19 protein-coding genes and 1 riboswitch are annotated in these 22,499 nt (G+C 69.9%); of the genes, 13 read left to right on the top strand and 6 right to left on the bottom strand.

All coding sequences use genetic code 11. From position 1 onward, the window contains the following. Positions 1-9 precede the first annotated feature (9 nt). A complete protein-coding gene (aroA, locus tag ACWEFL_RS01660) occupies positions 10-1,332 on the bottom strand; it encodes a 3-phosphoshikimate 1-carboxyvinyltransferase (RefSeq protein WP_451705835.1) in 1,323 nt (440 codons plus the stop codon). A 195-nt stretch (positions 1,333-1,527) separates the two neighbouring features. Beyond that, the gene (locus ACWEFL_RS01655; RefSeq protein ID WP_451705832.1) at positions 1,528-2,268 is read right to left on the bottom strand and encodes a M50 family metallopeptidase; all 741 of its coding nucleotides are present in this window, start codon (positions 2,266-2,268) and stop codon (positions 1,528-1,530) included. Between the two features lie 49 nt (positions 2,269-2,317). On the opposite strand from ACWEFL_RS01655, the gene ACWEFL_RS01650 reads away from it, so the two are divergent. The 8 genes from ACWEFL_RS01650 (at position 2,318) to def (ending at position 10,573) form a co-directional block, all read left to right on the top strand. Continuing rightward, positions 2,318-3,133 carry an SOS response-associated peptidase gene (locus ACWEFL_RS01650; protein ID WP_451705829.1) on the top strand — a complete coding sequence of 272 codons (816 nt, stop codon included), beginning with the start codon at positions 2,318-2,320 and terminating at the stop codon, positions 3,131-3,133. A 185-nt stretch (positions 3,134-3,318) separates the two neighbouring features. Further along, complete coding sequence (locus ACWEFL_RS01645; protein WP_451705826.1) at positions 3,319-4,095, top strand: alpha/beta hydrolase family protein; 777 nt, start codon at positions 3,319-3,321, stop codon at positions 4,093-4,095. A 256-nt stretch (positions 4,096-4,351) separates the two neighbouring features. Continuing rightward, complete coding sequence (locus ACWEFL_RS01640) at positions 4,352-5,047, top strand: sigma-70 family RNA polymerase sigma factor (RefSeq protein ID WP_451706175.1); 696 nt, start codon at positions 4,352-4,354, stop codon at positions 5,045-5,047. Continuing rightward, complete coding sequence (gene rsrA / locus ACWEFL_RS01635; protein WP_451705823.1) at positions 5,044-5,364, top strand: mycothiol system anti-sigma-R factor; 321 nt, start codon at positions 5,044-5,046, stop codon at positions 5,362-5,364. The genes ACWEFL_RS01640 and rsrA overlap by 4 nt, the downstream gene beginning before the upstream one ends. Positions 5,365-5,586: 222 nt before the next feature. After that, a complete protein-coding gene (locus ACWEFL_RS01630; RefSeq protein ID WP_451705820.1) occupies positions 5,587-7,011 on the top strand; it encodes an HD-GYP domain-containing protein in 1,425 nt (474 codons plus the stop codon). A 317-nt stretch (positions 7,012-7,328) separates the two neighbouring features. After that, positions 7,329-8,531, top strand: coding sequence for an HD-GYP domain-containing protein (locus tag ACWEFL_RS01625; protein ID WP_451706173.1), 1,203 nt, complete (start codon positions 7,329-7,331; stop codon positions 8,529-8,531). Positions 8,532-8,833: 302 nt separating this feature from the next. Further along, positions 8,834-9,838: a tetratricopeptide repeat protein gene (locus ACWEFL_RS01620; protein ID WP_451705818.1), complete on the top strand. Its 1,005-nt coding sequence runs from the start codon at positions 8,834-8,836 to the stop codon at positions 9,836-9,838. 72 nt (positions 9,839-9,910) lie between these two features. Further along, positions 9,911-10,573, top strand: coding sequence for a peptide deformylase (def, locus tag ACWEFL_RS01615; protein WP_451705815.1), 663 nt, complete (start codon positions 9,911-9,913; stop codon positions 10,571-10,573). A 76-nt stretch (positions 10,574-10,649) separates the two neighbouring features. Here the strand turns inward: def and ACWEFL_RS01610 are convergent, their stop codons facing one another. Continuing rightward, positions 10,650-11,618, bottom strand: a complete 969-nt coding sequence (locus ACWEFL_RS01610; protein ID WP_451705813.1) for a GlxA family transcriptional regulator — start codon at positions 11,616-11,618, stop codon at positions 10,650-10,652. Positions 11,619-11,712: 94 nt separating this feature from the next. Between ACWEFL_RS01610 and ACWEFL_RS01605 the strand changes: the two genes are divergently transcribed. Beyond that, a complete protein-coding gene (locus ACWEFL_RS01605; protein WP_451705810.1) occupies positions 11,713-12,036 on the top strand; it encodes a hypothetical protein in 324 nt (107 codons plus the stop codon). A 135-nt stretch (positions 12,037-12,171) separates the two neighbouring features. Here ACWEFL_RS01605 and ACWEFL_RS01600 read toward each other — a convergent pair whose 3' ends face one another. The 3 genes from ACWEFL_RS01600 to ACWEFL_RS01590 all read right to left on the bottom strand — a co-directional run bounded on the left by ACWEFL_RS01600 (position 12,172) and on the right by ACWEFL_RS01590 (position 17,271). Further along, positions 12,172-13,224, bottom strand: coding sequence for a ribonucleotide-diphosphate reductase subunit beta (locus ACWEFL_RS01600; RefSeq protein WP_451705807.1), 1,053 nt, complete (start codon positions 13,222-13,224; stop codon positions 12,172-12,174). Beyond that, positions 13,224-15,602, bottom strand: a complete 2,379-nt coding sequence (locus ACWEFL_RS01595) for a ribonucleoside-diphosphate reductase subunit alpha (protein WP_451706172.1) — start codon at positions 15,600-15,602, stop codon at positions 13,224-13,226. Before ACWEFL_RS01595 ends, ACWEFL_RS01600 begins: the two co-directional genes overlap by 1 nt. 190 nt (positions 15,603-15,792) lie before the next feature. Beyond that, positions 15,793-15,918, bottom strand: a riboswitch (cobalamin riboswitch). 588 nt (positions 15,919-16,506) lie between these two features. Beyond that, a complete protein-coding gene (locus ACWEFL_RS01590; RefSeq protein ID WP_451705805.1) occupies positions 16,507-17,271 on the bottom strand; it encodes a GntR family transcriptional regulator in 765 nt (254 codons plus the stop codon). A 434-nt stretch (positions 17,272-17,705) separates the two neighbouring features. On the opposite strand from ACWEFL_RS01590, the gene ACWEFL_RS01585 reads away from it, so the two are divergent. From ACWEFL_RS01585 to ACWEFL_RS01570, 4 genes are all read left to right on the top strand, one after another. Further along, entirely contained in the window at positions 17,706-18,989 is a 1,284-nt protein-coding gene (locus ACWEFL_RS01585) for an extracellular solute-binding protein (RefSeq protein WP_451705802.1), read from the top strand. Between the two features lie 83 nt (positions 18,990-19,072). Continuing rightward, on the top strand, positions 19,073-20,050 hold the full coding sequence (locus ACWEFL_RS01580; RefSeq protein ID WP_451705799.1) for a carbohydrate ABC transporter permease: 978 nt from the start codon (positions 19,073-19,075) through the stop codon (positions 20,048-20,050). Continuing rightward, entirely contained in the window at positions 20,050-20,880 is an 831-nt protein-coding gene (locus ACWEFL_RS01575) for a carbohydrate ABC transporter permease (protein ID WP_451705797.1), read from the top strand. The genes ACWEFL_RS01580 and ACWEFL_RS01575 overlap by 1 nt, the downstream gene beginning before the upstream one ends. Before the next feature lie 5 nt (positions 20,881-20,885). Next, on the top strand, positions 20,886-22,478 hold the full coding sequence (locus ACWEFL_RS01570) for a glycoside hydrolase family 3 protein (protein ID WP_451705796.1): 1,593 nt from the start codon (positions 20,886-20,888) through the stop codon (positions 22,476-22,478). The last annotated feature ends 21 nt before the right edge of the window (positions 22,479-22,499 follow it).

Below are 22,499 nucleotides of genomic sequence, written 5' to 3'. Positions count from 1 at the left end.
AGACCCCGTTCAGCTTTCCGCTCCGAGCATGGTGGTCCACATCCGGGGGAAATCGGGCAGGGTCTTCCCGGTCGTCGCGACGTTCTCGATCTCGACGCCCTCGACGGCGAGACCGATGACGGAGCCCGCCGTCGCCATCCGGTGGTCGTCGTACGTGTGGAAGACGCCGCCGTGCAGCGGGCGCGGACGGATGTGGAGTCCGTCCTCGGTCTCGGTCACATCGCCGCCCAGCTCGTTGATCTCCTTGGTGAGCGCGGCCAGCCGGTCCGTCTCATGGAGGCGCAGATGGGCCACGCCCCGCAGCGTGGAGGGCGAGTCGGCGAGGGCGGCGACCGCCGCGATTCCGGGGGTCAGCTCGCCGACCTCGCCGAGATCGACGTCGATGCCGTGGATACGGCCCGTCCCGGTGAGCGTCAGACCCAGATCGGTCAGCTCGCAGGAACCGCCCATCTCGGTGAAGATACGGCGCAGCGCGTCACCGGGCTGGGTGGTGTGCTCGGGCCAGTCGGGGATGGTGACCCGGCCGCCGGTGATCAGCGCGGCGGCCAGGAACGGCTGGGCGTTCGACAGATCGGGCTCGATGGTGACATCGCGGCCGAGTAGGGCGGAGGGGGAGACCCGCCACACATTGGGCTCGCCGCCGGTCTCCGGCTCGTCGACCTGCGCGCCGACCGCGCGCAGCATGTCCACGGTCATCCGGATGTGCGGCATGGAGGGGAGCCGTCCGCCCACATGGCGTACCTCGACGCCCTGGTTGAAGCGGGGTGCGGAGAGCAGCAGCGCGGAGACGAACTGGGAGGACGAGGAGGCGTCGATCTCGACCGGGCCGCCGTCGAGCGCGCCGCCGCCGTGCACCGTCAGGGGGAGCGCGCCGCGGCCGTTGTCGTCGATGCGGGCGCCGAGCACACGGAGCGCGTCGATCACACCGTGCAGCGGGCGTTCATACGATCGGGGGTCGCCGTCGAAGCGGACGGGTCCGTCGGCGAGGGCGGCGACGGGCGGGAGGAAGCGCATCACGGTGCCGGCGTTGCCGACGTCGACGGTGGCGGGGCCGTGGAGCCCCGCGGGGATGACCCGCCAGGTCTCGCCCTCGCCGTCGGGGCCCACTCCCTCCTCGATGCCTACGCCGAGGGCGCGCAGCGCCTCCGCCATCAGCAGGCTGTCGCGGGAGCGCAGGGGGCGGCGCAGCCAGCCGGGCTCGGCGGCGAGGGAGGCCAGTACCAGGGCTCGGTTGGTGACCGACTTCGAACCGGGCACGGTCACCGTCGCTTCGACGGCTCCGGACGCGAAAGGGGCGGGCCAGAGAGGGAGGTGCACGGAGGCTTCGGTCATGGCCAACACTTTAGTGGCTCCGCGGGGCCCCGGATCTTGATCAAATACGCCGAAACCGGGGCGTAACCGATGAGTGGTAGTGGACCCCTGGCCGATGGTTCACGGATCGGCGCATGGATCGGTTCACGGATCGGTTCACGGATTGGTTCACAGGACGGTTCAGGTATTCGTTCAGGGATCGGTTCAGGGATCGGTTCACAGATCAAGCAGCCACCGGCCGCCGCCGATCAGCGAGCAGAGCGACATCGCGTGGAAGAGGAACAGCCACATCGCGGGTGGCACATGGGTGAGCCGGGCGAGCTGGTCGGCGTCCGAATCCGGGGCTCCGCCGTGCCGGCGCTTGGCCTGGAGTTCGAAGACCGGCCGGACGCCGCCGAGCAGCAGGAACCAGACCGCCGCGTACGCGAAGGCGGCCTGCACCTCGGGGTCGGCCAGCCAGGAGACGAGGACGAAGGCCGCCCCCGTGATGATCATGGTGAGGGCGCCGTACGCGTTGCGGATCATCAGCAGCATCGCGAGCAGCAGGGCGGTGGCCAGCCACAGCAGCAGGGTGATGCGGTCGTCGGCGAGCAGCCACGCGCCGCCGAGGCCCAGCAGGGGAGGGGCGGTGTAACCCGCCGCGGCGGTGAGGATCATGCCGATGCCGGTCGGTTTCCCGCGGCTCACGGTCAGGCCGCTGGTGTCGGAGTGCAGCCGTATGCCCTCCAGGCTGCGGCCGGTGAGCAGGGCGACCAGGCCGTGGCCGCCCTCGTGGGCGATGGTGACGGCGTTGCGGGAGAGCCGCCACAGGGGGTGCGGGACGACGGCCGCGAGCGCGAGGGCCGCCGTGGCGATCACCAGCCACTGTTCGGGCGGGGTCTGGGTGCCGATGACGCGGTCCCAGAGGTCGCCTATGGAGGCGCTGCCGGAGGTAGAAGCGGAATAATTCCTATCCATTTCTGGGGCGACTCCTTGGGCGGCGGACGGGAGTGGCAGTGTGGCACTTATGTGTGGACGGTATGCGGCGAGTCGGAACCCGGAGGATCTCGTAGGACTCTTCGGGGTCCGGAAATGGGAGCCGGAGGAGACGCTGGCACCCGACTTCAACGTGGCCCCGACCAAACAGGTCCACGTGATTCTCGAACGCCCCTTGAAAGACGCGGACGACCCGGAACCGGTTCGCCAGCTGCGCACCCTGAGATGGGGGCTGGTCCCGTCCTGGGCCAAATCGCCCGAGGGCGCGGCCCGCATGATCAACGCGAGGGCGGAGACGGTCCACGAGAAGCCGTCCTTCCGCCGTCCCTTCGCCGCCCGGCGCTGCATCCTTCCGGCGGACGGCTATTACGAGTGGGTGACCGCCGCCGAGGAGCGCGAGCTGGAAGAGAAGGGCAGAAAGAAGCGGCCCCGGAAGCAGCCGTACTTCGTGACGCCCGCCGACGGGTCGGTGTTCGCCATGGCGGGGCTGTACGAGTTCTGGCGCGACCGGACGCTTCCCGAGGACCATCCGCAGGCGTGGTGGGTGACGTGCACGGTCATCACCACGGAAGCGGAGAAGGGGCCGCTGGGGGTGGCTCCCGCCGACGGCCCCCGGTCGCTGTCCGAGATCCACCCCCGGATGCCGCTGATGCTGATGCCCGACCGCTGGGACGCCTGGCTGGATCCGGCCCGTACGGACATCGAGGGTCTGAAGTCGCTTCTGACCCCGCCGCCGGAGGGCCTGATGAGGGCCTATCCCGTCACCACGGCGGTCAGCAATGTCCGCAACAACGGCCCGGAACTGCTGACGGAGCTGGAGGGCCCGGAGGAGGCCACCCTCTTCTGACCGTCCTGACCGTCCTGACCGTCCTGACCGTCCTGACCGTCCTGACCGTCCTGTCGAGCGGCGACCGCCCCGGAGGGCCGCTCAAGGAGGCGCGTCCCCTCGGGAGCACGGCACGCCCGCGTACGCGCCCCCGCCCGGACGGGACGTCCGCGCGGCAGGATTGAGGGGTGAGCCACAGTGACCCCATGAAGACCGGAACCGGGACCGGAGCCGAGGCCGGGGCGGACGTCCGGACCAGGACAGCGGCTGGGACAGAGGCCAGGACAGAGGCCAGGACAGAGGCTGGGACGGACATCGAGACGCACATCCGAACCGGGAAAGCGACCCAGACCGAGATCGAGACCGAGGCCGGGACCGCACGCGTCACCTGGTGTCCGGCCGAGCCGGGGAAGGAACCGTGGGCGCTGCTCGCCCTGGGGCACGGCGCCGGGGGCGGTATCGGGGCGCGGGACCTCGTGGGGATCGCCGCGGCGCTGCCGGGGGACTCGGTGGCCGTCGCGCTGGTGGAGCAGCCCTGGCGGGTGGCGGCAAAGAAGGTGGCCCCGGCGCCGAAGACCCTGGACGCCGCTTGGCACGGCATCTGGCCCGTACTGGCCGGACGGGGACTGCCCGTCATCGCGGGCGGGCGCAGCGCCGGCGCGCGGGTCGCCTGCCGCACCGCCGCGGAACTGGGGGCCGCCGGGGTACTCGCTCTCAGCTTCCCGCTGCATCCGCCCGGCAGACCCGAGAGGTCACGGGCGGAGGAACTGCTCGGCAGCGGGGTGCCCACGCTCGTCGTCCAGGGCGGCAACGACCCCTTCGGGACGCCCGGCGAGTTCCCGGACGGGACGTACGAGATGGTGGAGGTCCCGTACGCGGATCATGGATTCGCCGTCCCCAAACGCTCGGGGCTCACCGAACACGACACCGTGACGACAATCACCGACGCGGTGCGCGCCTGGGCGGCGCGGCTCCGGGAATGACGCGGCTTCCGGTTCTGTTGTCTCGGATGTCACACGTCACCAGCAGAGCATGGAGTAGGGAGTCCCTCGCATGGGTTCGACCATCTGCCCCCGCCGTACGCACGCCGCTGACCTGGAGTGGTCCGTGCTCGCGGCGGCCCGTACCGCCCCTGAGCGGGCGAAGGGCGGAGCCGGTCGACAGGAGCCGTCCGCCGATGGTCGACTATTCTCCGATTCGAGCGGGTCCGCATTCGGTCTCGCGACATCGTTGGAGGAGGTGGGTCCGGTCACTGGGACCGACGCAGGGACCGACGACGGCCGGGCGGCCGGAGCTCAGGCAGAGGCGGCGGCAGCCGAGCGGCCCGCCGAGTCGACCGCCGAGCGCAATGCCCGCTTCGAGCGGGACGCCCTCGGGTTCCTCGACCAGATGTACTCCGCGGCGCTGCGTATGACGCGCAACCCGGCGGACGCCGAGGATCTGGTGCAGGAGACCTATGCCAAGGCATACGGGTCGTTCCACCAGTTCCGCGAGGGCACCAACCTCAAGGCGTGGCTCTACCGGATCCTCACGAACACCTTCATCAACTCGTACCGCAAGAAGCAGCGTGAGCCTCAGCGCAGCGCCGCCGAGGAGATCGAGGACTGGCAGCTGGCGCGCGCCGAGTCGCATATGTCGACCGGGTTGCGCTCGGCGGAGTCGCAGGCCCTCGACCATCTGCCGGACTCGGATGTGAAGTCGGCGCTCCAGGCCATTCCCGAGGAGTTCCGGATCGCGGTCTATCTCGCGGACGTAGAGGGCTTTGCGTACAAGGAGATCGCGGACATCATGGGTACACCCATCGGGACGGTGATGTCCCGCCTGCACCGGGGCCGTCGCCAACTGCGCGGCATGCTGGAGGACTACGCCCGTGAGCGCGGACTCGTCCCGGCCGGTGTGGGGGAGTCGAACGAAGCGAAAGGCTCGGGCTCATGAGCTGCGGAGAGCCGCACGAGACGGACTGCTCTGAGGTACTCGACCACCTCTACGAGTTTCTCGACCGTGAGATGCCCGACGCCGACTGCACCAAATTCGAGGTGCATTTCGAGGAGTGCTCTCCCTGTCTGGAGATGTACGGCCTGGAGCAGGCGGTGAAGCAGCTCGTCAAGCGCTGCTGCGGCTCGGACGACGTGCCGACCGATCTGCGCTCCAAGGTCATGGGCCGTATCGATCTGATCCGTTCCGGGCATACCGTGCCCGATGAGGATCTGACGGTCGGCGGGGCGGAGCCCCAGGGGCTCGCACAGGAGTAAGGGCCTGATCCGGCGAACTGCCTCCAGAGGGCGGTTTCCATACGCGCGAAGGGCGCGCCGCGTTCCCGGCGGCGCGCCTTTCGCATGTCCGTATTCACGGGATTCACTGCTCCATTCGCCTGTCCGCATTCACCCATATGTGCGAACCTGCGGTTAATCCGATACTCCTCACTTCTCCACTCGTTAGCGTGACGCCCGGTGGGAGATTGAGGGGGCGGGGCTGTGAGGTCCGTACCGGCGACAGCACACGCGTACATATGCTGCGCGCTGCTCGGCGCCGCGATATGCGCGCTGCCGGCCCTCCGTGAGGACGCCGGCTGGAGCACCGCGGGACTCCTCGCCGGGCTCTACGTCCTGTGCGAACTGCCCGCCCGCCGCCCGCGCACCGGTGACGCCCTCCCCATGGGCCCCGGATCCTTCTTCCCGGTGCTGCTCGCCGCCGCCTTTCTGCTGCCGCCAGCGGTGGCCGCGCTCGTCGCCGTGCCGGGCGCGCTGCTGGGACGCGTGGACCAGCGCCCGGCCGGCCTCTGGCGGAGCTGGCGCGCCGCCCGGCTCGCGCTCGCGACCTGGGCCGCCGCGCGGACGTACGCCCTGATCGGATCCGGCAGCGGCTCCGGACCGCCCGACTTCCCGTACGCGCTGCTGCCGGCCGCGGCCGGGGCCCTCGTCTTCTGTCTCGTGCTGACCGCGCTCGAAGCCGGAATCCTCGTCATCGCCGATCGGCTGCCCCCGCGCACCGCCTGGCGCGGACCGCTCGCCCGCTCGCTGGTGCCGCATCTCGCGCAGGGTCTCGCCGGACTGATGATGGCCGTGCTGTGGCGCGGCCCGTACGGCCCGGTCTCCGCGGTCTTCGTGCTGCCGCCGGTGTATCTGTCGTGTCGGCTCTTCGCCCGGTACCACCGTGAGAGCACGGCCCACGAGGCCGCCATCCGCGCCCTCGTCCAGGCCGTCGGCCTCAAGGACCGGTACACCCGCGGACACGGCGAGCGCGTCGGACAGGCGTCGGTGCTCATCGCGCGCGAGTTGGGCATGGACGAGGAACGGGTCGAGAGGGTCCGGTTCGCCGGGATCCTCCATGACGTGGGCAAGCTCGGGGTGCCGACGAGGGTGCTGCGCAAGGACGGGCCGCTGACGCCCGAGGAGCGCCGCGTGATCGAACGGCATCCGGAGCACGGCCATGAGATCGTGCGCGGCATCGGCTTCCTCGGGGAGGCGCGGGCGGGGATCCTCCACCATCACGAGCGGCTGGACGGTACGGGGTACCCGTACGGGCTCGCGGGTGAGCGGATTCCCGAGTTCGCGCGGGTGGTCGCGGTCGCGGACGCCTTCGACGCGATGACATCGACCCGTTCCTACCGGCGGGCGCGGACCGTGGAGGCGGCGCTGGAGGAACTGGAGCGGTGCGCGGGCACCCAGTTCGACCCCCGGATGGTGACGGCACTCGGCCGGGCGCTGAAGCGGCACGGCTGGGCCACGGACGTCACCTCCGACGACGAGACGGTCTTCCACCTGCCGCCGCCCCCGCCCTTGCCCGCACCGCCCTCACCCGCCGCGCCCGGCCGCGGAATCCCGTCTCAGGCGGTCCCGCCGGCCCAGATCCACGCGAGCGCCAAACCGGAGGGCGGCGCACCGGGCGGTACGGCATGACGGCGGACCGGCGCGAAGCCGCCCGCCGGACCGGGAAACCCCGCCGGACCGGGAGAGCCCGTTGGATCGGGAGAGCCCGTTGGATCGGGAGAACCCTTTGGACCGGGAGAGCCCCCTGGGCCGGGAGAGTCCCCTGGGCCGACAGAAGACGCCGGGCCGGGGAAGCCCACGGGAGCCGGGACTCCCACCGGCCCGACACGTCCCTCCGCCGGGCCGGGAAACCCCGCCGAAGCCCGGACCTGCACCCCTCCCGAGTCCCCCACCCGGCCGGAGCCGCACCGCGGACCCGCGCCCCCGCCTCCCCAGCTCTCCTCGTCCTGCTGCACACCGCCGCGGCCGCCCTCGCCTGCGCCGGCGTCGCCGCGACCCTGTGGCGCGGCCTGGACCAGCCCGGCAACGCCCTCGCCTTCGGCGCACTCATCGCCATCGGCGAAACGATTCGCTGGGGCGTGATCCCCGGCGAACGGGAGCCCGCGCCGCTCGGAGCCGCCGGGGCGCTTGCGTACGCTCTCCTCGGCGCGTGCGGGGGCGTGGCCACCACTCACAGCGTCCTCCAGGTCGTCGCGGTCGTCGCCGTGGCGACCCTGGCCGGGGCCGTACCGCGGCTGGTGCGCGGGCGGGGGTTCCCGTCCGACCGCGTCGTACGGAGAGTGCTGACCGCCGGATTCGCCGCCGTCTGCTTCCAGCCGCTCTCCAACTCGGGCGAACCGGACCACTGGGCCCGAGGGGCCGCCTACGCCCTCCTCATCCTGGTCCTGCTGATGCTCACCGCCCTCGGCGACGCCGTGCTCACCGCTGCGCTCCGGCGTGCCCGCACCGGGTTTCCGTACGCCCCCCTCCTCCGCGACGAACTGCGGTCACTGCGCGGCATCGGCTCCGCCGTCTGCTCCGCCGGAGCCGTGATCGCGCTCGCCGTCGCCACCGCCGGACTGTGGGCGCTGCCCGTCTTCTGTGTCCCGCTGCTGCTCACCCACGTATCGCTGCGGCGGTACGCGGCCGTCAAGGCCACCTACCGGCAGACCATCGCCTCCCTCGCCCGGTCGACCGAGATCGCCGGATACACCCGGCCGGGCCATGCCCAGAGAGTCGCCGGGCTGAGCCGCGCCGTGGGACGGGAGCTGGGGTTGTCCGGACCCGATCTGACCGTCCTGGAGTACGCGGCGCTGATGCACGACATCGGCCAGCTCTCCCTGGTCGACCCCGTGCCCGACGGGGCCACCGCGCTGCTTCCCCAGGCCGAGCAGCGCCGTATCGCCCTGCTCGGCGGTGCCGTCGTCCGCCGGGCCGGCGTCCCCGCGGCGGTCGCCGTCGTCGTGGAGCGGCAGGCCGATGCCTACCGTGAGCAACCACTCGCGGCCCGGATTGTCCGTACCGTCAATGCATACGACGATCTGACCGGGGGAACCGGAGCACATGTGGGGAATGCGCTCGAGGCCCTGGAACAGCTCCGGCTCTCCACCGGGCAGGACCATCAGCCGGAGGTCGTCGAATCCCTCGCCAGGGTTCTGGCGGGGGCGTAGTTTACGGGTCCGGGCCCTGTTCCCCCTGGGTAACCCACCGGTAATGAGTCAGCTTTCCGCGCGGCATGGTTGGATGCGAAAGAGGACCCGGAACAGTGCCGGGCGGTAACACCGGCACCGTCGAGCGGATGGACCGGTGCCAGCGGAAAACCCCGAGAACACCGGAAACACCGAGAACAGGGAAACACCGAGAACACGGAAACACCGGCGGGCACCACCCGAGACGACAGAAGCACCAGAACCATCGGCGACAGAGGCAGCGTTCCGGGAGAAGTGCCCCGAGCGACCGGCAGGCGGGAATCGTGAGGATCTTCGGGAAGGTACGGCATCGGCCATCCGCCTCGTGGCGGCAGGCCACCGACCGCGCGTTCACGCTGATCGGCGACGGCCGGTACGAGGACGCGGGCGCGCTGCTGACACGGGCCGCGGATCTGGAGCCCTGGCTCTCCGAGTCCTGGTTCAACCTGGCGCTGCTGCACAAGTTCCGGCACGACTGGGAGCAGGCGCGGGCCGCGGGCCTGCGCGCGGTGGCCCTGCTGGACAAGGAGACGGGCGCCCCCGACTGGTGGAACGTCGGCATCGCCGCCACCGCGCTCCAGGACTGGCCGCTGGCCCGCCGCGCCTGGCAGGCGTACGGGCTCAGGGTTCCCGGCATGCCCGCCCGTGGCGGGGGACTGGGCGCGGGCCCCGCCGGCGAGCCCATCGGCATGGACCTCGGCAGCGCGGCCGTACGGCTGTCGCCGGAGGGCGAGGCCGAGGTGGTGTGGGGGCGCAGACTGGACCCGGCCCGGATAGAGGTGCTGTCGATTCCGCTGCCGTCCTCCGGCCGCCGCTGGGGTGAGGTCGTCCTCCACGACGGTGTGCCGAACGGCGAGCGGATCACCTCGGCCGGGCCCTCCTACCCCGTCTTCGACGAGATCGAGCTCTGGGCGCCCTCGCCCGTGCCCACCTGGGTGGTGCTGCTGGAAGCCGCCACCGAAGCCGACCGGGACGCCCTTGAGCAGCTCGCCTCCGACGCCGGTTTCGCCGCCGAGGACTGGTCCTCGTCCGTACGGCTGCTCTGCCGGGCCTGTTCCGAGAGCCGGATGCCCAGCGCCGAGGGCGAGGGCGAGCACCTCGACCCGCACGATCACAGCGAGCCCGGCCACCCCGGCCCGCTCGGCCACCGCACGGCCGGAGACCTCTGGTCCCCGGAGCGTGAATGCGGCATCGCCGCCCCCGCCGGCCTGGTCCGCGGACTCCTCGACGGATGGGTCGCCGACAGCCCGGACAGCCGCGAGTGGCGGGATCTCGAAGAAGTCTGCTGAATCCTGCCCGTAGGCTGTACGGACACATCGTGACCATCCCCCCCGTGGTAATCAGGAAGGCGTACGGCTGACATGGCCTCGCAGCAGTCGCAGCAGGAGACGGACCAGCAGGTCGACGACCGGATCGTCGTGGACGACGAGGGATTCGTCGTGGACACGGAGGACTGCGAGGCGCGGGAACTCGCCTACCGCGAACGCGGCACCTCCCGCCCCATCACGGTCGTCGGCAACCCCGTCCTCCACAAGGAGTGCAAGGACGTCACGGAGTTCGACGACAAGCTGGCCGTGCTGATCGACGACATGTTCGCCAGCCAGCGGACCGCCGAGGGCGTCGGCCTGGCCGCCAACCAGATCGGGGTCGATCTCAAGGTCTTCGTCTACGACTGCCCGGACGACGACGGCACACGCCACCTCGGCGTCGTCTGCAACCCGGTGCTGGAGGAGCTGCCCGCCGAGCAGCGCGTCCTCGACGAGTCCAACGAGGGCTGCCTCTCCGTCCCCACCGCGTACGCGCCGCTGGCCCGCCCCGACTACGCGGTCGTGCGCGGCCAGGACGCCAAGGGCAATCCCATCAAGGTCCGTGGCACCGGATACTTCGCCCGCTGCCTCCAGCACGAGACGGACCATCTGTACGGCTACCTCTACATCGACCGGCTCTCCAAGCGCGACCGCAAGGACGCGCTGCGGCAGATGGAGGAAGGCACCCCGCGCTACGAGGTCGTGCCCAACAGCTGAGCACGCCGCCGACCCGCCGGCCCGTCCGGTGCGTAAGCCCGTCGGTGCGCGGGTCGGCCCGTGCGCGGGCCACGGTTCAGACGGACTCCTGGGCCGGGCCCCGGAACGTACGACGGTACGCGTTCGGCGTCGTGCCCAGCGTCCGCAGGAAGTGGTGGCGCAGCGTGGCCGCGTTGCCGAAGCCGCTGCGGCCTGCGATCGCGTCGATGGTCTCCTCCGTCTGCTCCAGCAGTTCCTGGGAGAGCAGCACCCGCTGGCGCAGCAGCCAGCGGTACGGGGTCGTGCCCGTCTCCTGCTGGAAGCGGCGGGCGAAGGTGCGGGACGACATATGGGCCCGTTCCGCGAGCTGGTCGACGGTCATCTCACGGTCCAGATGGCGTTCCATCCAGCTCAGCACCCCGCCCACGGTGTCGCACCGAGTGTGCGGCAGGGGCCGTTCGATGTACTGCGCCTGGCCGCCGTCGCGGTGCGGAGGCACCACCATGCGGCGGGCGATGTAGTTGGCCACCTTGGGGCCGTGTTCCTCGCGGATGAGGTGGAGGCAGGCGTCGATCCCGGCGGCCGTGCCCGCCGAGGTGATGACCGGGCCCGTGTCCACGTACAGCACATCGGGATCGACGACGGCCAGCGGGAAGCGCTCGGTCAGTTGCTCCGTATGCATCCAGTGCGCGGTGCAACGTCGGCCGTCGAGGAGGCCCGCCGAGCCCAGCAGGAACGCCCCGGAGCAGACGCTCAGCACCCGCGCTCCCCGGTCGACCGCCCGGCGCAGCGCCGCCAGCAGTTCGGCCGGGTACTCGCGGACGACGAAGGAGTCGCCGGCGGGGACCGCGATCAGATCCGCCGTCTCCAGCCGTTCCAGGCCGGTCGGGGTGCCGATCGTGAACCCGGCACGGGTGTCCAGCACCGGGCCCTCGGCGGAGACGGCCGCGAAGTCGAAGTGGGGCATTCCGTCCGCGGTGCGGTCGATGCCGAACACCTCGCACAGCACGCCGAGTTCAAAAGGGTTCACGCCGTCGAGCAGCACGACGGCCACGTTCTCGAGCATGGGACGAGTGTCGCACGGGCTTGGCAGTAATTCGATGGTTCACGGCAGTCCTGCCACTGACGCGGTGGGGGTGGAAAGGGCGACAGTGGAGGACATGAACACCTTCCTCGCCGCACTCGCCGTCATCGCCCTCGGGGGCGTCGTCCTCCTTCCGTCCCTGCTCGGACACGCCCGTGACCGTGCGGTGGATCGCCAGTTGCGCGCGGCGGAGCGGGGTGATCCCGTCCGATCGAGCCGGGAGTCCCCGGCCCGCCGTACCGTCCACCCCGGCAGTGCCTCGATCGCGGGCCCGGCCCGGCGCGGCAGGACCGGCTCCAGGACCAGCCCTCGTACCGTCGCGTCCGCGGAGCGCGCGCCGAGCGCCGCCGAGGGTCCCCGGCTGGACGGGGTGAGCAGGGTCGGCAGCATGAGCGGGTGAGCCCCCGCGGCCCCCCGTGAGCGGCGTGGTCCGCCCCGCGACCCGTCCCGGCCCCGGGCGGACTCCCCCGAGGCAGGGACGGTACGAGCCCCCGTGAGCGCCGTCGAGGTACGACGGCGCTCACGAGCCGGCGGATCAGAAGTCGTCGTCGAAGCCCACCGACCCCTCCACGGCCACCTGGTACGCCGACGGGCGGCGCTCGAAGAAGTTGGTCAGCTCCTGGACGCCCTGGAGCTCCATGAAGGAGAACGGGTTCTCGGAGCCGTACACGGGCGCGAAGCCCAGCCGGGTCAGCCGCTGGTCGGCGACGCACTGGAGGTACTCGCGCATCGACTCGGTGTTCATGCCCGGCAGCCCGTCACCGCACAGATCGCGGCCGAACTGCAGCTCCGCCTCCACCGCCTCCTTCAGCATGTCCGTGACCTGCTGATGAAGGGCGTCGTCGAACAGCTCCGGCTCCTCCTTGCGGACCGTGTCCACGACCTCGAAGGCGAAGTTCATGTGCATGGTCTCGTCGCGGAACACCCAGTTGGTGCCGGTGGCCAGACCGTGCAGCAGACCGCGGGAGCGGAACCAGTACACGTACGCGAACGCGCCGTAGAAGAACAGCCCCTCGATACAGGCCGCGAAGCAGATCAGATTCAGCAGGAACCGCCGCCGGTCGTCCCGCGACTCCAGCCTCTCCACCTTCTCGACCGAGTCCATCCAGCGGAAGCAGAACTGCGCCTTCTCACGGATCGACGGGATGTTCTCGACGGCCGCGAAGGCCGCCGTACGGTCCTTCGGATCGGGGAGATAGGTGTCGAGCAGCGTCAGATAGAACTGGACGTGCACCGCCTCCTCGAAGAGCTGACGGCTCAGATACAGCCGCGCCTCCGGGGAGTTGATGTGCTTGTAGAGCGTCAGGACCAGGTTGTTGGCGACGATCGAGTCGCCGGTCGCGAAGAACGCGACCAGCCGGCCGATCAGATGCTGCTCACCCGGTGTCAGCTTGGCGAGGTCGGTCACATCGGAGTGGAGATCGACCTCCTCCACCGTCCAGGTGTTCTTGATCGCGTCGCGGTAGCGCTCGTAGAAGTCCGGGTAGCGCATCGGACGCAGGGTTAGCTCGAAACCCGGGTCCAGGAGATTCTTGGCGTCGGAGCCGGTAGGGCTGGTGGAGCCGGTGGTACTGGTGGAGCTGGGCATTACTGGCACGCCTCGCAGGACTCGGGGTTTTCGAGGGAGCAGGCGACGGCGTCTTCCGGCGTCGCCTGTACGGGGGAGGGGGCGGGGGCCGACGTGCCGCTCGCCGCGCGGGCGATCCTGGTGGCCGGGCGGGACCGCAGGTAGTACGTCGTCTTCAGCCCCTTCTTCCAGGCGTACGCGTACATCGAGCTGAGCTTGCCGATGGTCGGCGTCTCCAGGAACAGATTCAGCGACTGCGACTGGTCCAGGAACGGAGTGCGGGCCGCGGCCATGTCGATCAACCCGCGCTGCGGGATCTCCCATGCCGTCCGGTACAGCTCACGCACCTCGGCCGGGATCCAGGAGAAGCCGGCCACCGAGCCGTTGGCGTCGCGCAGCGCCTCACGGGTCTGCGCGTCCCAGACGCCGAGGCGCTTCAGCTCCGCGACCAGATAGGAGTTGACCTGCAAGAACTCGCCTGACAGGGTTTCGCGCTTGAAGAGGTTGGAGACCTGCGGCTCGATGCACTCGTACACACCGGCGATCGAGGCGATCGTCGCGGTGGGCGCGATGGCGAGCAGCAGGGAGTTGCGCATCCCGGTGGCGGCGATCCGCTCGCGCAGGGCGGCCCAGCGCTCCGGCCAGTGAGGCTCGACGCCGTAGTGGTCCGGGTGCAGGACGCCACGCGCGGCACGGGTCTTCTCCCAGGCGGGGAGCGGGCCGTTGCGCTCGGCCAGCTCCGCGGACGCCTCGTACGCGGCGAGCATGATCCGCTCGGCGATCCGGGTGGAGAGCGCCCGCGCCTCGGGGGAGTCGAACGGCAGCTTCAGCTGGAAGAAGACGTCCTGAAGGCCCATCGCGCCCAGGCCCACCGGCCGCCATCTGGCGTTGGAGCGGCCGGCCTGCTCGGTCGGGTAGAAGTTGATGTCGACGACTCGGTCGAGGAAGGTCACGGCCGTGTGGACGGTGGCGTCCAGCCGCTCCCAGTCCAGTTCCTCGCCATCGGAGGCCCCGTTCACGAACGCGCCGAGGTTGACCGACCCGAGGTTGCAGACCGCCGTCTCCCCGTCGTCCGTGACCTCAAGGATCTCGGTGCAGAGGTTCGACGAGTGGACGGTGTGGCCGGGCTCGGCGGTCTGGTTGGCCGTGCGGTTGGCGGCGTCCTTGAAGGTCATCCAGCCGTTGCCGGTCTGCGCGAGGGTACGCATCATCCGGCCGTACAGCTCTCGCGCGGGCACGGACTTGCGGGCCAGCCCCCGGGCCTCGGCGGCGCGGTACGCGGCGTCGAACTCGTCGCCCCACAGATCGACCAGCTCGGGCGTGTCCGCCGGGGAGAACAGCGACCACTCGGTGTCGGCTTCCACGCGCCGCATGAACTCGTCCGGGATCCAGTGCGCGAGGTTCAGATTGTGCGTACGCCGCGCGTCCTCACCGGTGTTGTCGCGCAGTTCGAGGAACTCCTCGATGTCCGCGTGCCAGGTCTCCAGATAGACGGCGGCGGCCCCCTTGCGCCGGCCCCCCTGGTTCACGGCGGCGACCGACGCGTCCAGGGTCTTCAGGAACGGCACGATGCCGTTGGAGTGCCCGTTGGTGCCGCGGATCAGCGAACCGCGGGCGCGGATGCGGGAGTACGAGAGCCCGATGCCGCCCGCGTGCTTGGAGAGCCGCGCGACCTGGTGGTACCGGTCGTAGATCGAGTCCAGCTCGTCCAGCGGCGAGTCCAGCAGATAGCAGGAGGACATCTGCGGGTGGCGGGTGCCGGAGTTGAAGAGCGTGGGCGAGGAGGGCAGATAGTCGAGCCGGCTCATCAGCCCGTACAGCGCCAGGACTTCGGCGAGCGCCCGGTCCGACTCGTCCTCGGCGAGGCCGCAGGCGACGCGCAGCATGAAGTGCTGAGGGGTCTCGATCACCTGACGGGTGATCGGGTGGCGCAGCAGATAACGGCTGTAGAGGGTCCGCAGGCCGAAGTAGCCGAAGCGGTCGTCCGCGGCCGGGTCGACCGCCGCGTCGAGGCGGTCGGTGTGCAGGGCGACGAACGCGGCGGCCCGGTCGGCGATCAGGCCCTCGGTGTGGCCCACGGCGACCGAGGCCGAGAACGACACCGAGCCCTGGCTCGCGGCCTCGGCCGCGATCGTACGGGTCAGCAGCCGGGCGGCGAGCCGGGAGTAGGCGGGGTCCTCGGAGATCAGGCCCGCAGCGGCGTCGGTGGCCAGCTGGTGGAGTTCGGCCGCGTCCGATCCGGCGTGGCGTCCGCGCAGCGCGGCGGCGGCGACGCGGCCGGGGTCGGTGTCCGGCAGATCGGCGGTGAGTTCGGTCAGGGTCCGCAGCAGTGCGGTACCCGGGCCGTCGACCTGGCCGGGGACCCGCTCGGACACCGGTCCGGGAACCTGCCCGGACACGGGTCCGGGAGGGGTCTCGGAGGTGCCTGAAGCCGGATCGGCTGGCGCGATGGTCACGTGGTGCTCTCCCTCGCTCGGCTAGCGGGCCGGCGGGGAGCGGACAGAGCCGGGTGTGCCCGCGGCAGGGCAGCACTCACGGCGTCCACCGGCCCAACCGCGAGGCCCGGACGTCTGGGCACCCGGGTCGGACGAGCCGGGTGCGCTGTCGGCAGTCGGCCGGACTCGCCAGGCGTGACAAAGCACGCCGAAGCACACCGTTGCGGGACAGTTCCGGATTCACACCGGATTCCTCTGCAGCGACAGCGAGATGAGCATACATGTGGGGGCGCTTCCCGGAAGTACCCACCAGATGTTGTGTCGTGCGGTTGAGTTGTCTGTCGCGAAAGGGGGCTGCCCCTGTCCGTCACCGCCCCTTGCGCGGTACGGGAACGGGCCCGTGACGGCGGCCCTGAGCGCCCGTATGAGAACACTCACAACGCGGCCCGGCGCGAGCCCAAAAAAGAGCGGCCGAGTGAGCTGGAGGGGCGCGCGGGTGTCGAGAGGGAGAGCGCGCGGAGGTCCCGAGGTACGAGGGATCGAGCACGGTCGACCGTCGACACACGCTGAGAGCGCCCCGGAGGTGAACGAGCCCAAAAAGAAGGGGCCGAGTGTGCTGGAGGGGCGCGCGGGTGTCGAGAGGGAGAGCGCGCGGAGGCCGTGAGGTACGAGGGATCGAGCACGGTCGACCGTGGACGCACGCTCAGAGTGCCCCGTGGGGCCCCCGGACGGCGTCCGGGGGAGAACCGAGCCCCAAAAAATACAGACGGGCCGCCGCACCCGCTTGGTGCGGCGGCCCGAGGTGAACCCGTCGTGAATCGGCCCGTGGTCGGCCCTTGGTGAATCGGCCTGCTGAGATCCGGCCCGTTCAGCCGGTCGGGCGCTGAAGCCTCGCGACGAACTTGTACCGGTCGCCCCGGTACACCGACCGTACCCACTCCACCGGTTCGCCCTGCTTGTCCAGCGAGTGCCGCGAGAGCATCAGCATCGGCAGCCCCACATCCGTACCGAGCAGACCGGCTTCCCTCGGCGTCGCCAGCGAGGTCTCGATCGTCTCCTCGGCCTCGGCGAGGTGGACGTCGTACACCTCCGCCAGCGCCGTGTAGAGAGAGGTGTACTTCACCAGACTCCGGCGCAGCGCCGGGAAGCGCTTGGCCGAGAGATGGGTCGTCTCGATGGCCATCGGCTCGCCGCTCGCCAGCCGGAGCCGTTCGATCCGCAGCACCCGGCCGCCGGTCGAAATGTCCAGCAGTCCGGCCAGGGTGTCATCGGCCGTGACGTATCCGATGTCGAGGAGCTGCGAGGTCGGCTCCAGGCCCTGGGCCTTCATGTCCTCGGTGTACGAGGTGAGCTGAAGGGCCTGCGAGACCTTGGGCTTGGCCACGAACGTGCCCTTGCCCTGGATCCTCTCAAGCCGGCCTTCGACGACCAGCTCCTGGAGCGCCTGACGGACCGTCGTACGCGATGTGTCGAACTCCGCCGCGAGCGTGCGCTCCGGCGGTACGGGCGTGCCCGGCGGCATCGTCTCCGTCATATCGAGGAGATGACGCTTCAAGCGGTAGTACTTGGGCACCCGCGCCGCGCGGACGCCGGGTCCGCCCTCGGTCTCCGTGTTTCCCCCGTCGGTGGCCATGGCCCGCCTCCCAGGCTGTCCTGCTGCCGTCACCGGCTCCTCCGTTAATAGCGGCTCATATCGTGGCACGGGCCGGTCCGGGGGAGTGCGACCCCTCCCCTCGGGGTTCTTTCCAGTCGGACACCACTGCTTCTTATACACCGTTGGTACTAGGGTTGGTCTAGTCCAGGAGTCGGCATTCCTCCTGGCGACGCGTAGGTCCCCTCCGGGTGGTCCTTCGGCGTGGGCGGATTCCGGCCGTCCGGATCCTGCCCAGATGTCGGTCCGGTAACGGACTGGACGGCCTGGTTTATCGAGCCTTGACAGTCCTAAAGGTCTAGGCCAAGCTCCCGGTACTGGTCTAAACCATTAAAGGCCAGGTCCCAGCCCCAGGCAGTACTTCCCGTATGTCTCGTGGTGGGCGGGGGTGATCAGGCATCCCTTAGGAGGGTGGCGTGAAGCGCAAGCTCATTGCGGCGATCGGTGTCGCGGGCATGGTGATCAGTTTGGCCGCGTGTGGCTCGGACGACAAAGACGGGGACAAGGGGAGCGAGTCCAAGGGGCCTGACAGCTTCAAGGGCCAGACACTGACCTGGTGGGCCATGGACGGCTCCACGCCGGACGCCTGGCTGGCGGAGCTGAAGGCGGAGTTCGAGAAGAAGACCGGTGCGACGCTCAAGTTCGAGGAGCAGCAGTGGAACGGTATTCAGCAGAAGCTGACGACCGCCCTCTCCGAGGACAACCCGCCGGACGTCTTCGAGATCGGTAACACCCAGACCGCCGCCTACGCCAAGACGGGCGGTCTCGCGGACCTCGCCGACGTCAAGACCGCGGTCGGCGCCGACTGGGCCGAGAACTTCAACGAGGGCGCCGTCGTGGACGGCACGCAGTCCGCCGTTCCCTGGTGGTTCGCCAACCGCGTCGTGATCTACAACAAGAAGGTCTTCGCGGAGGCCGGCGTCACCGCCCCGCCGAAGACCCGCGCCGAGTTCTACGCCGCGCTGGACAAGATCAAGGCGAAGGGCAAGGAGCCGATCTACCTGCCCGGCCAGAACTGGTACCACTTTGTCGGCCTCGTCATCGGCCAGGGCGGGGAGCTCATCAAGAAGGACGGGGACAAGTGGGTCTCCAACCTGGAGGACCCGAAGGTCCAGGCCGCGGCCCTGGAGTACAAGAAGCTCCAGGCGTACTCCAAGGCTCCCAAGGACAAGGACGAGGCCACCCCGCAGCAGGCCGACGTCTTCGCCAAGGGCAATGTCGGCGCCTTCATCGGCATGGGCTGGGAGGCCGGTACGGCCATCAAGGCCAACGCGGCCATCGAGAAGGACCTCGGCTACTTCACCATTCCGGGTGAGACGGCCGACAAGCCCGAGGGCGTCTTCCTCGGCGGCTCCAACCTCGCCGTCGCCGAGCGCAGCAAGAACAAGGAGCTCGCCAAGGAGTTCCTGAAGATCCTGCTCTCCGACCGGTTCGAGGGCGGCCTCGCCAAGGCCAGCGGCGTCATCCCGAACAAGGAGTCGCTGAACAACAACCTGGTCGGCAACGCCGTCGCCGAGGCCGCCGCGCCGTCCGCCAAGGTCGGCGGCACCACGCCGCTGATCCCCGAGTGGGCCGCGGTCGAGAACCCTCCGAACCCGATCAAGACCTACCTCACGGCGGTCATGAACGGTAAGTCGCCGGCTGACGCCGCCAAGCAGGTCGAGGGCGAGTTCAACAAGCGCCTGGCACAGAAGCAGTAATTGTGTACGCGGTCGGGGCGGGTCTGATGACCCGCCCCGACCGCCGACTGCGTTTCCGTAGCGCCTAGGAAGAGATGGCGAGCATGACCGTGCAGACCGAACGGCCGCCTTCCGGCCCGACGGAGGTACACCACCCCCCCGTCGAGGGCAAGGGCAAGCCCTCAGCGTCCCGTAAAGCGGGCGCCCTTCTGCCCTATCTGCTGTTGCTTCCCGCTGTTGCCGCCACCCTGGTGTTCCTGGGCTGGCCGCTGATCAACAACGGGTTGCTGTCGTTCCAGAACCTCAATATGAGACAGCTGATCCAGCGTCTCACCGAGTGGAACGGGATCGACAACTACCAGGAGATCCTGGGCGGTTCGGACTTCTGGCGGGTGACCGGACGCTCGATCCTGTTCACCGCGGCCAACGTCGTCCTGATCATGATACTCGGCACGCTGGTCGGTCTCCTGCTCGCGCGTCTCGGCAAGCGGATGCGCGTCACCCTGCTGATCGCGCTCGTCCTCGCCTGGGCCATGCCGGTCATCGCCGCCACCACCGTCTACCAGTGGCTGTTCGCCCAGCGGTTCGGCGTCGTCAACTGGGTCCTCGCACAAATCGGCTTCGAGTCGATGGCCGACTACAACTGGATGGGCAGCCAGTACTCCACGTTCTTCGTGGTCCTCGTGCTGATCGTGTGGCAGTCCATTCCCTTCGTGGCGATCAATCTGTACGCCGCGACCACCACGATCCCCAAGGAACTGTACGAAGCCGCTTCGCTGGACGGCGCGGGCGCGTGGCGGAGCTTCACCTCCGTGACCATGCCCTATCTGCGGCCGTTCCTCTACGCGACGACGTTCCTGGAGATCATCTGGGTCTTCAAGGCGTTTGTCCAGGTCTTCGCGATCAACTCCGGCGGACCCGACCGCCTCACGGAGATCCTTCCCGTCTACGCGTACGTCGAGGGCATCGGCAACCAGCACTACGGCATGGGCTCCGCGATCGCCATGCTCACCATCGTGATCATGCTGCTGCTGACCGCGTACTACCTCCGGATCGTTCTCAAGCAAGAGGAGGACGAGTGATGAAGCGGTCTCTGCTCGGCCGTATCTGGCCCAACGCGACGGCCATTCTGCTCGCCATCGGCTTCGTGTTCCCCGTGTACTGGATGTTCGCCACGGCGTTCAAGCCGACGCCGGACATCGTCGCGGAAACCCCCGTGTGGTTCCCGACCAACGCCACGTTCCAGCACTTCGAGCGCGCGGTCTCGGCGGACGGCTTCTGGACCTTCGTCCGCAACTCGTTCACCGTCACCGTCCTCGCGGTGGTCTTCTCCCTGATCATCGCGCTGGCGGCGTCCTTCGCCCTCGCCCGTATGCGGTTCAAGGGCCGGCGCGGCTTCGTCGTCGGCTTCATGGTCGCCCAGATGGCGCCCTGGGAAGTCATGGTCATCGCGATCTACTTCATCGTGCGTGACGCCGACATGCTCAACAGCCTGGTGCCGCTGACCTTGTTCTACATGGTCATGATCCTGCCCTTCACCCTTCTCACGCTCCGCGGCTTCGTCGCCGCCGTGCCGAAGGACCTGGAGGAGTCGGCCATGGTCGACGGCTGCACCCGCCGGCAGGCGTTCATGAAGGTGATCCTGCCGCTGCTCGCACCCGGGCTCATGTCCACCTCGATGTTCGGCTTCATCACGGCCTGGAACGAATTCCCCATGGTCCTGGTGCTGAACAAGCAGGCGGACTACCAGACGCTCCCGCTCTGGCTGTCCGGCTTCCAGTCGGTCTTCGGCAACGACTGGGGAGCCACCATGGCCGCGTCCACTCTCTTCGCCATCCCGATCCTGATCCTCTTCGTCTTCCTGCAGCGCAAGGCGGTCAGCGGTCTCACGGACGGCGCGGTGAAGGGGTAATTCCTGTGACTTCTCCGACCAGTGACCTCCGCGCAACCGACCGGCTGAGCAGGGACGCACTCGCCGTCCTCCAGCCCGGCTTCCCCGGCACCACGGCACCCGACTGGCTGCTCCGCCTGATCGGCGAGGGCCTCTGCGCCGTCGGTCTGTTCGGCCGCAACATCTCCACCCCCGAGCAACTGACCGCGCTCACCACGCAGCTCAGAGCGGTCCGGGCCGACCTCCTCGTCGCCATCGACGAGGAGAGCGGCGACGTCACCCGGCTCGAAGTGCGGGACGGGTCGTCCTTCCCCGGCAACTACGCGCTCGGCCAGGTCGACGACACGGACCTCACCCGCGACGTCGCCCGCGAACTCGGCCGCAGGCTCGCCGAGTGCGGAGTCGACCTCAACTGGGCTCCGTCCGCCGACGTCAACTCCAACCCGGACAACCCGGTCATCGGCGTCAGGTCCTTCGGCTCCGACGCCAAGCTCACCGCCCGGCACACCGTCGCGTACATCGAAGGACTCCAGTCCTCCGGCGTCGCCGCGTGCGTCAAGCACTTCCCCGGCCACGGTGACACCAACGTCGACTCCCACCACGCGCTGCCCCGCATCGACGTGGGTCTCGACACCCTGCACGCCCGCGAACTGCTGCCCTTCCGCGAGGCCATCGCGGCGGGCTCCAAGGCGGTGATGAGCGCGCACATCCTGCTGCCCGCACTCGACCCCGACCGTCCCGCGACCCTGAGCCCGCAGATCCTCACCGGTCTGCTCCGAGGGGAACTGGGCTTCGACGGACTCATCGTCACCGACGGCATGGAGATGCAGGCCATCTCCGCGGTCTACGGAATCGAACGCGGCTCCGTTCTCGCGCTCGCCGCCGGCGCCGACGCGATCTGCGTCGGCGGCGGTCTGAACGACGAGGAGACCGTACTGAGCCTGCGCGACGCGATCGTCCAGGCGGTACGGGACGGCGACCTCCCCGAGGAGCGGCTGGCCGACGCGGCGGCGCGCGTGCGCGCCCTCGCCGGCTGGACGCGACGCGCTCGGCGGGCCGGAGCGGAGGCGGGCGCGGAAGAGCAGGAGGGGACCGCGCCCGGCACCGGACTCACCGGCCCGTCCGGTCTTCGGGACCAGGCGGACCTCGAGGGCATCGGGCTGGTCGCCGCACGGCGGGCGGTACGGGTGACGGAGGGCGACCAGCCCTACGAGCCCATCACCGCCGGACCGTACGTCGCCGTGTTCGCCCCGGTCGCCAACATCGCCGTCGGCGACGAGACCCCGTGGGGCGTCGCCGGTGAACTGGCCGCGCTGCTGCCGGACACCGCCACCCACGCCTACAGCGACTCGGCCGAGACATCGGCGCTGGTGGGGGATGTGCTGGGGGCGGCGGCAGACCGTAGGATCGTCGCAGTGGTACGCGATGTCCACCGCCACCCCTGGATGGCGGCGGCCCTCGACGCGCTGATCGCCGCCCGGCCGGAGACGGTCGTCGTCGAGATGGGCGTCAACCGGGCCGAGCCGAGGGGCGCGCTGCACATCGCGACCCATGGCGCCGCCCGGGTCTGCGGGCGGGCCGCCGCGGAAGTCATCACCGGCAAGGGAGCCGGGGCCTGACCGACGCGGACCGTACCGTGC

It is taken from the genome of Streptomyces sp. NPDC004838, from assembly GCF_053600955.1.
This window is presented reverse-complemented; position numbering and strand designations above follow the sequence as displayed.